The following is a 9,500-nucleotide window of genomic DNA, read 5'->3' as shown; positions in this document are numbered from 1 at the left end:
AACAACTTCAACCACTTGCGCTTCCGATCTCTCGTTAGCGGGAGGCGAATTCTACAGCGTTACACGCTGCTGTCAACACCTCTTTTTCTCCGCTTTCGACCGAGAGGATCGAAACGTTAATAGAGCCAACCAACCCTGCTCTACCAACTCTTTCTGGGCTTCGATGAACTGAAGCAAGTCGCTGTCGAATCTCGCATAACTCTTTGTTTACCAAGGAGTTTTCCGTTTCGACTGCGCCGGAAGTGGGGCGAATTATAGACTTCCAGAATCTGCCGTCAACACCTTTTTTCACATTTCTGTCATATCGGTCAAAAAGCCCCCAAAAACGCGAAAGCCGGCCCCAAGGGGCCGGCTTTCTAGTTACCCAGCCTTACAGGCTCGGGAAGGCAAACTGCGACGCTTCATGACTGGCGCGCTGCGGCCAACGCTGGGTAATCGCCTTGCGACGGGTATAGAAGCGCACGCCATCCGGCCCATAGGCATGCAAGTCGCCAAACAGCGAACGCTTCCAGCCACCAAAGCTGTGATACGCGACCGGCACCGGCAATGGAACGTTCACACCGACCATGCCCACTTCAATCTCGTCACAGAACAGCCGGGCCGCTTCACCGTCACGGGTGAAGATGCACGTGCCATTACCGTATTCGTGATCGTTGATCAGTTGCATCGCCGCTTCCAGGCTGCTCACCCGGACCACGCACAGCACCGGCCCGAAGATCTCTTCCTTATAGATACGCATCTCAGGCGTCACGCGGTCGAACAGGCTACCGCCCAGGAAGAAGCCCTCTTCATGCCCGGCAACACTCAAACCACGCCCGTCGACCACCAGCTCAGCGCCCGACGCCACGCCGTCTTCTATATAGCCACTAACTTTATCCCGTGCCTGCCCCGTCACCAACGGCCCCATATCCAGGCCGCAGGATGTGCCCGCACCAATCTTCAGCGCCTTGACCTGCGGTACCAGCTTGGCGATCAACGCATCCGCCACCTGATCACCCACGCACACCGCCACCGAGATCGCCATGCAACGCTCGCCACAGGAACCATAGGCCGCGCCCATCAACGCGCTGACCGCGTTATCCAGGTCCGCGTCCGGCATCAATACCGCATGGTTCTTCGCGCCGCCCAGTGCTTGGACGCGCTTGCCGCGCTTGGTCGCCTCGGCATAGATGTATTCGGCAATCGGCGTCGAACCGACAAAGCTCAGCGCCTTGACTTCCGGTGCCTCGATCAACGCATCCACCGCGCCCTTGTCGCCGTGCACCACGCTCAGCACGCCCTTGGGCAAACCGGCTTCCTGCAGCAGTTGTGCAATCAGCAGCGTCGAACTCGGGTCGCGCTCGGACGGCTTGAGGATGAAACAGTTACCGCAGACGATCGCCAGTGGGTACATCCACAGCGGCACCATCGCCGGGAAGTTGAACGGGGTGATGCCAGCCACCACACCCAACGGCTGGAAGTCCGACCACGCATCAATGTTCGGCCCGACGTTGCGGCTGTACTCACCCTTGAGAATTTCCGGCGCCGAGCACGCGTACTCAACGTTCTCGATTCCGCGCTTGAGCTCACCGGCAGCATCTTCCAGCGTCTTGCCGTGCTCTTCACTGATCAACTGCGAAATGCGTGCTTCGTTCTGCTCCAGCAATTGCTTGAAACGGAACATCACCTGGGCGCGCTTGGCCGGCGGGGTATTACGCCAGGCTGGAAACGCTGCCTTGGCCGAGTCGATCGCCTGTTGAATGGTTTCACGGCTGGCCAACGGCACCTGGTGAATGACCTGGCCGGTGGATGGGTTGTAGACGTCGGCACTTCGACCGCTGTCGTTGACCAACTCACCGTTGATCAAATGCTGGATAAGGCTCATGCAGGGCTCCTGAAAAGTTGTTCTATATAGAAGGAGAAATCAGTCGATCTTGTTCAGCACTTCGCCGACCGCATCGAACAGACGATCCAGGTCCTGCGGCTTGCTGTTGAAGGTGGGCCCGAACTGCAGGGTGTCACCGCCAAAGCGCACGTAGAAACCGGCCTTCCACAACGCCATGCCGGCCTCGAATGGACGCACGATCGCATCACCGTCACGCGGGGCAATCTGGATCGCACCGGCCAGGCCATAGTTACGGATGTCGATCACGTTCTTGCTGCCCTTCAAGCCGTGCAGCGCATTCTCAAAGTGCGGGGCGACTTCGGCTACGCTCTGCACCAGGTTTTCCTTCTGCAGCAGGTCCAATGCCGCAAGGCCGGCAGCGCAGGCTACCGGGTGCGCCGAGTAGGTGTAGCCGTGAGGGAATTCCACCGCGTACTCAGGCGTCGCCTGGTTCATGAAAGTCTGATAGATCTCGCTGCTGGCAATCACCGCGCCCATCGGGATCGCGCCGTTGGTGACTTGCTTGGCGATGCACATCAGGTCCGGGGTCACACCGAAGCTGTCGGCGCCGAACATCGAGCCGGTACGGCCGAAACCGGTGATCACTTCGTCGAACACCAACAGGATGTTGTGCTGGTCGCAAATCTCACGCAGACGCTTGAGGTAGCCCTGTGGCGGTACCAGCACGCCGGCGGAACCGGCCATCGGCTCGACAAACACGGCGGCGATGTTCGACGCGTCATGCAACTCGATCAGTTTGAGCAGCTCATCGGCCAAGGCAATCCCGCCCTGCTCAGGCATACCACGCGAGAACGCATTGCTCGCCAGCAAGGTGTGCGGCAGATGGTCAACATCCATCAAGCCCTGGCCAAACAGTTTACGGTTGCCGTTGACGCCGCCCAGGCTGGTACCGGCAATATTCACCCCGTGGTAACCACGGGCGCGGCCGATCATCTTGGTCTTGGTGGCCTGGCCCTTCAGGCGCCAGTAGGCACGCACCATCTTCACCGCCGTGTCGGCGCACTCGGAACCGGAGTCGGTGAAGAACACGTGGTTGAGGTTGCCCGGGGTCAGATCGGTGATCTTTTCTGCCAGTTGGAAAGACAACGGATGACCGTATTGGAAGCCCGGGGAGTAGTCCAAGGTGCCCAACTGCTTGGCGACGGCTTCCTGGATTTCCTTGCGGGTGTGCCCGGCGCCACAGGTCCACAGGCCCGACAGCGAATCGTAGACCTTGCGGCCCTTGTCATCCGTCAGCCAACTGCCTTCGGCGGCGACGATCAGCCGTGGGTCACGCTGGAAGTTACGGTTGGCCGTGTAGGGCATCCAGTGCGCATCCAACTTCAGTTGGCTGGCCAGGGACGAAGGGGCGTTTTCGGGCATGTTCATCAGCAAAACCTCGCAGGGCAAAAGGCAGCGTCGGGATTGAAAAGCGTTGTTGCAGCTAAATTGCCACGGGGATAAAGTCGGTGAAATCCAACTCTTCTAACCTTCAGTCAGGCCTTTACTAAACTATGAGCAGCCGTCGACCCGATCCTCTGGCCCAAGTCAGCGACTTCGATATTCGCCTGCTGCGCATCTTTCGCAGCGTGGTCGAGTGCGGCGGCTTTTCGGCGGCGGAGACCGTGCTCGGTATCGGCCGCTCCGCGATCAGCCAGCAGATGAGCGACCTGGAGCAGCGGCTCGGATTAAGACTCTGTCAGCGCGGCCGCGCCGGTTTTTCCCTTACCGAAGAGGGCCGCGAGGTCTACCAATCGGCGCTGCAGCTATTAAGTGCCCTGGAAAGCTTTCGTACCGAGGTCAACGGCCTGCACCAGCACCTGCGCGGTGAGTTGATCATCGGCCTGACCGACAACCTGGTCACCCTGCCCCACATGCGCATCACGCACGCGTTGGCGCAGTTGAAGGAACGCGGTCCGGACGTGCAGATCCAGATCCGCATGATCGCGCCCAATGAAGTGGAACAAGGGGTACTCGACGGCCGCCTGCACGTCGGCGTGGTGCCCCAGGCCAGCGCCCTTTCCGGCCTCGAATACCAGCCGTTGTACAGTGAACGCTCGTTGCTCTACTGCGCCGTCGGCCACCCGCTGTTCTATGCCGATGACAAGCAACTGGACGACGCGCGCATCGACACCCAGGACGCCATCGCCCCCACCTTCCGCCTGCCCGCCGAGATCCAGGCTCATTACCAGGCGCTCAACTGCACCGCCAGCGCCTCCGACCGCGAGGGCATGGCGTTCCTGATTCTGACCGGTCGCTACATCGGCTACCTGCCCGACCACTACGCCAGCCTGTGGGTGCAACAAGGCCGACTGCGCGCGCTGAAACCGACTACACGTTTTTACGATTTGAGCCTCGCATCGGTCACGCGCAAGGGACGTCGCCCTCATTTGGTGCTGGAAAGTTTCCTGGAACGCCTGGCAGCAACGCGCTAACTCGGGGCCTGCGCAAAAAGCTGAGCAGTTGGACAGTTTTTTGCAAGGGTACGAGGACCTTGAACCGTCCGCCTCGAGTTGCCCGCCATGCCACCAGAATCCACCAGCCCCAGTGACCTGATCTACGGCCTGAATGACCGACCGAAACCGCTGCCCTCCCTGCTGGCCGCCTTGCAACATGTGTTGGCCGCTTTCGTCGGCATCATCACCCCGCCGCTGATCATCGGGTCCACGCTGGGCCTTACCGCCCACTTGCCCTACCTGATCAGCATGGCTTTGATGGTGTCCGGCGTAGGAACCTTCATCCAGGCCCGCAGGCCATTCGGCATTGGCGCCGGGATGATCTGCCTGCAGGGCACCAGCTTTGCGTTTCTCGGCGCAGTGTTGTCCGCAGGGTTCCTGGTCAAGCAACGTGGCGGCAGCCCGGAAGACATCCTGGCGATGATCTTTGGTGTGTGCTTTTTCGGCGCGGCGGTACAGATCGTGTTGAGTCGTTTCATCGGCCAGTTGCGCCGGGTCATCACCCCGTTGGTCACCGGGATTGTCATCACGCTGATCGGCATCAGCCTGATCAAGGTCGGCATCACGGATTTGGGCGGCGGCTTCAATGCCCCGGACTTCGGCGCCCCGACCAACCTGGCGCTGGGCCTGTTCGTGGTACTGACGATCATCCTGCTCAATCGCTCCAACACGCCGTGGGTGCGCCTCTCGGCCATCATTATCGGGTTGGCCCTCGGCAGCCTGGCGGCATGGTTCAGTGGCAAGCTGGTGCCACACGCCCTGCCCGATTTGCCTCTGGTCAGCCTGCCGATACCGTTTCGCTTCGGCTTCAACTTCGACTGGAGCGCATTCCTGCCAATCGCGCTGATTTATCTGATCAGCAGTATCGAAACCGTGGGCGACCTCACGGCCAACTGCATGATCGCCCGTCAACCCATCAGCGGCCCTGCTTATATAAGCCGGCTTAAAGGCGGCGTGCTCGGCGATGGCGTCAGCTGCATGATCGCCGCCACCTTCAGCGCCTTCCCCAACACCACCTTTGCGCAGAACAACGGCGTGATCCAACTCACCGGCGTGGCCAGCCGTTACGTCGGGCTGTACATCGGCGTGGTGCTGTTCGCCCTGGGCCTGTTCCCGTTGATTGGCGCGGTGCTGCAGCAGATCCCCAAGCCGGTGCTGGGCGGTGCGACCCTGGTGATGTTCGGCAGCGTGGCCGCCGCCGGCGTGCGCATCCTGGCCCAGGCGCCGCTGGACCGGCGCAGCATGCTGATCATCGCCACGTCATTCGGCGTCGGCCTGGGCATTGCCGCCCAACCCAACCTGCTGCACTTGATGCCCGTCCTGGTGCAGAACCTGTTCGACTCGGCCATCACCAGCGGCGGGCTGACGGCGATTGTGTTGTGCCTATTACTGCCGGAAACCAAAGCGACCTCGGTTGCCGCAAACCGCGCGTCGGAAAGCGACAGCCTGGAACCGCTTTGACGGTTTTATTGCATCGGGACTTGTCTGAGGCTTGAGGGTGGGTTATCTGTGCACACGTCGCCATCATCGATCAGCACGGAAACCTCCATGAGCCTCGAAGTTCCTGCCCACAGCAACCCCGCCGGTAAACCCGCCAGCCGCATTCGGCAAAAGAACGAACAAGCGATTCTCCAGGCTGCTGAAGATGAGTTCGCGCGCCATGGCTACAAAGGCACCAGCATGAATACGATTGCCGCGAGCGCCGGGCTGCCCAAGGCCAACCTGCATTACTACTTCACCAATAAACTGGGCCTGTATATCGCGGTGCTCAGCAATATCCTGGAGTTGTGGGACAGTACCTTCAACGCCCTGACCGCCGATGACGACCCGGCTGTAGCCCTCACCCGCTACATTCGCACCAAGATGGAATTCTCGCGGCGCCAACCCCAGGCCTCGCGGATCTTCGCGATGGAGATCATCAGCGGCGGCGAATGCCTGACCGAATATTTCAGCCAGGACTACCGCGCCTGGTTCAGCGGCCGGGCGGCGGTGTTCCAGGCCTGGATGGATGCCGGCAAGATGGACCCGGTCGACCCGGTGCACCTGATCTTCCTGTTGTGGGGCAGCACCCAGCATTACGCCGACTTCGCCACCCAGATCTGCCGTGTCACCGGGCGCACCAAGCTGACCAAGCAAGACATGGAAGACGCCGGGACCAACCTGATCCACATCATTCTCAAAGGCTGTGGCGTCAAGCCGGCCCCCTGAAGACGCGACTTATGCCTTTCACGCTTACCGGCCTTTGCGAGTTTCGCGAAGAAATTCGCAAAAGCCGCTTTATCACCCTCGCCGCACCGATCACCAGCCCGCAGGACGCCCAGGCGTTTTTCGAGCAACACAGTGACTTGAACGCCACGCACAACTGCTGGGCCTGGAAACTCGCCGATCAATACCGCAGCAATGACGACGGTGAACCTGGCGGCACCGCTGGGCGGCCGATCCTTGCGGCCATCGAAGCACAAGGATTCGATCAGGTCGCCGTGCTGGTGATCCGCTGGTACGGCGGCATCCAACTGGGCACCGGCGGCCTCGCGCGCGCCTATGGCGGCGGCGCGAATAAATGCCTGCAGGCCGCCGAGCGCATCGAGCTGATCAGCCGCGTGCCGCTGAATTGCGCCTGCAGCTTCTCCGAACTGAACCTGGTCAAGCTGCGCGTCGCCGAACTCGGCGGGCTCGTCGTCGAGGAAAACTTCACCGCCAACGGCGTGGAGCTGCAACTGGCCCTGGGCGAAACCCAGATCGACACCCTGCAAACCCAGCTCGCCGACTTGAGCCGAGGACGTATCCTGCTGCAACGCTGAAACTGCTACTGTTGTGCACTGAATTCCCTGAACCGCGATTTCAAAGGAAGCCCTTCATGTCTACGCCAAAAACCGCACTGATCATCGGCGCCTCGCGCGGGCTGGGCCTTGGCCTGGTCAAGCAATTGCTCAAGGATGGCTGGGACGTGACCGCCACCGTGCGTGATCCGAACAAGGCCGATGCCCTCAAAGCCGTCGGCCCGGTGCAGATCGAGAAGCTCGACATGGACGACCAACAAGCCGTGATCGCCCTGAACCAGCGCCTCAAGGACCGCACCTTCGACCTGCTGTTCGTCAACGCTGGCGTCAAGGGCCCCGCCAATCAGGAGCCTGGTCATGCCACCCTGGCGGAAGTCGGCCAGCTGTTCTTCACCAACGCCGTGGCGCCGATCAACCTGGCCCAGCGCTTTGTCGGGCAGATCCGCAAGGACAGCGGTGTGCTGGCGTTCATGAGTTCGGTGCTGGGCAGCGTGACCATCCCCGATGGCTCGGACCTGGCGCTGTACAAGGCGAGCAAGGCCGCGCTCAACTCGATGACCAACAGCTTTATCACGCAACTCGGTGACCACAAGCTCACCGTGCTGTCGCTGCATCCGGGCTGGGTGAAGACCGACATGGGCGGCGAAAACGCGCATATCGATGTCGACACCAGCGTGCGCGGCCTGGTGGACCAGGTGAACGCCTACACCGGCAAGGGCGGCCATCACTTCATCGACTACAAGGGCGACACCATCGCCTGGTAACGCCACTCCACTGTGGGAGCGTTTGCCGGTGATGGTCTCAAAAGCAGCATGCTCCTACAGATAGACCCGAACATAGACTACAAGTAGACTCTGCACCTCGCCCTCACCGGCGACCCTGGATCAGCAGACAGGGCAACACTGAGCTGGCAAACCTGAACCCATCATTCAGAGGAGCCGGCCAATGCCTGCGACCCGTATCTGGTTAAAAAACCCCCTCGCGATTTTCACTGCCAACGGCCTCGACGCCCGTGGCGGCCTGGTGCTGCAAGACGGTGTGATCACTGAGGTGCTGCCCCTGGGCCAAGCCCCCGCACAACCCTGCGCGCAGGTGTTCGACGCGCGCGAACACGTAATCCTCCCGGGGCTGATCAACACCCACCACCATTTCTACCAGACCCTGACTCGCGCCTGGGCGCCGGTGGTCAACCAGCCGCTGTTTCCCTGGTTGAAAACCCTGTACCCGGTATGGGCACGGCTTACCCCGGAAAAACTCGCGCTGGCCACTAAAGTTGCACTCGCCGAGCTGCTGCTCTCGGGCTGCACTACGGCGGCCGATCACCACTACCTGTTCCCCGACGGCCTGGAAAATGCCATCGATGTACAGGTGCAAAGCGTGCGCGAACTGGGCATGCGCGCCATGCTCACCCGTGGCTCCATGAGCCTGGGCGAAGCCGACGGCGGCCTGCCGCCGCAGCAGACGGTGCAACAAGGCCAAGTGATCCTTGACGACAGCCAACGCCTGATCCGCGAATACCACCAGCGGGGCGACGGTGCGCAGATCCAGATTGCCCTGGCGCCCTGCTCGCCGTTTTCCGTCACGCCGGAAATCATGCGCGCCAGCGCCGAACTGGCCGACCAACTCGATGTGCGCTTGCACACCCACTTGGCGGAAACCCTCGATGAAGAAGACTTCTGCCTGCAGCGTTTCGGCCTGCGCACGGTGGACTACCTCGACAGTGTCGGCTGGCTCGGCCCGCGCACCTGGCTGGCCCATGGTATTCACTTCAACCCGGATGAAATCGCGCGCCTGGGAGCGGCCGGTACCGGCATCTGCCACTGCCCGAGTTCGAACATGCGCCTGGCGTCGGGCATCTGTCCGACCCTGGACCTGCTCGCCGCCGGCGCGCCTATCGGCCTGGGCGTGGACGGCTCGGCCTCCAATGATGCCTCGAACATGATTCTCGAGACCCGCCAGGCCCTGTACATCCAGCGCCTGCGTTATGGCGCCGAGAAGATCACGCCAGAAGGCGTACTGGGCTGGGCGACCAAGGGTTCGGCGCAGCTGCTGGGGCGCACGGATATCGGCGAGCTGGCCGTTGGCAAACAGGCCGACCTGGCGCTGTTCAAGCTCGATGAGCTGCGCTTCTCCGGCAGCCACGACCCGATTTCCGCCCTGCTGCTGTGTGGTGCGGACCGTGCGGACCGGGTGATGATCGGCGGCCAGTGGCGTGTGATCGACGGGCAGGTTGAAGGCCTGGACCTCAAAGGCTTGATTGCCGATCACAGCCAGGCGGCGCGTGAACTGATCAACCCAATTTAACGGAAGAAACGCCATCAAAATGTGGGAGCGGGCTTGCTCGCGAATGCAGTAGATCAGTCAGCTTATGCATCGACTGACACACTGCCTTCGCGAGCA

8 protein-coding genes are annotated in these 9,500 nt (G+C 61.4%); 6 read left to right on the top strand and 2 right to left on the bottom strand.

The features are described from left to right. Window positions 1-370: 370 nt before the first annotated feature. On the bottom strand, window positions 371-1,864 hold the full coding sequence (locus QMX97_RS30175) for a CoA-acylating methylmalonate-semialdehyde dehydrogenase (protein WP_065900387.1): 1,494 nt from the start codon (window positions 1,862-1,864) through the stop codon (window positions 371-373). Between the two features lie 39 nt (window positions 1,865-1,903). After that, the gene (locus QMX97_RS30170) at window positions 1,904-3,253 is read right to left on the bottom strand and encodes an aspartate aminotransferase family protein (RefSeq protein WP_065900385.1); all 1,350 of its coding nucleotides are present in this window, start codon (window positions 3,251-3,253) and stop codon (window positions 1,904-1,906) included. A gap of 125 nt (window positions 3,254-3,378) precedes the next feature. Between QMX97_RS30170 and QMX97_RS30165 the strand changes: the two genes are divergently transcribed. The 6 genes from QMX97_RS30165 to QMX97_RS30140 all read left to right on the top strand — a co-directional run bounded on the left by QMX97_RS30165 (window position 3,379) and on the right by QMX97_RS30140 (window position 9,404). Next, window positions 3,379-4,299 (top strand): LysR family transcriptional regulator, encoded by a 921-nt coding sequence (locus tag QMX97_RS30165; protein ID WP_282398118.1) that lies wholly within the window; start codon window positions 3,379-3,381, stop codon window positions 4,297-4,299. 87 nt (window positions 4,300-4,386) lie between these two features. Further along, complete coding sequence (locus tag QMX97_RS30160) at window positions 4,387-5,781, top strand: nucleobase:cation symporter-2 family protein (protein WP_065900381.1); 1,395 nt, start codon at window positions 4,387-4,389, stop codon at window positions 5,779-5,781. Between the two features lie 87 nt (window positions 5,782-5,868). After that, complete coding sequence (locus tag QMX97_RS30155) at window positions 5,869-6,528, top strand: TetR/AcrR family transcriptional regulator (RefSeq protein WP_065900379.1); 660 nt, start codon at window positions 5,869-5,871, stop codon at window positions 6,526-6,528. A gap of 11 nt (window positions 6,529-6,539) precedes the next feature. Further along, window positions 6,540-7,121 carry a YigZ family protein gene (locus QMX97_RS30150; RefSeq protein WP_282398117.1) on the top strand — a complete coding sequence of 194 codons (582 nt, stop codon included), beginning with the start codon at window positions 6,540-6,542 and terminating at the stop codon, window positions 7,119-7,121. Between the two features lie 56 nt (window positions 7,122-7,177). Then, the gene (locus QMX97_RS30145; protein ID WP_106805252.1) at window positions 7,178-7,864 is read left to right on the top strand and encodes an SDR family oxidoreductase; all 687 of its coding nucleotides are present in this window, start codon (window positions 7,178-7,180) and stop codon (window positions 7,862-7,864) included. Between the two features lie 181 nt (window positions 7,865-8,045). Next, window positions 8,046-9,404 (top strand): 8-oxoguanine deaminase, encoded by a 1,359-nt coding sequence (locus QMX97_RS30140; protein ID WP_282398116.1) that lies wholly within the window; start codon window positions 8,046-8,048, stop codon window positions 9,402-9,404. Window positions 9,405-9,500: the final 96 nt, after the last annotated feature.

The sequence above is a fragment of the Pseudomonas sp. PS01298 genome, assembly GCF_029959745.1.
Classification (GTDB): Bacteria; Pseudomonadota; Gammaproteobacteria; order Pseudomonadales; family Pseudomonadaceae; genus Aquipseudomonas; species Aquipseudomonas aylmerensis.
This window is presented reverse-complemented; position numbering and strand designations above follow the sequence as displayed.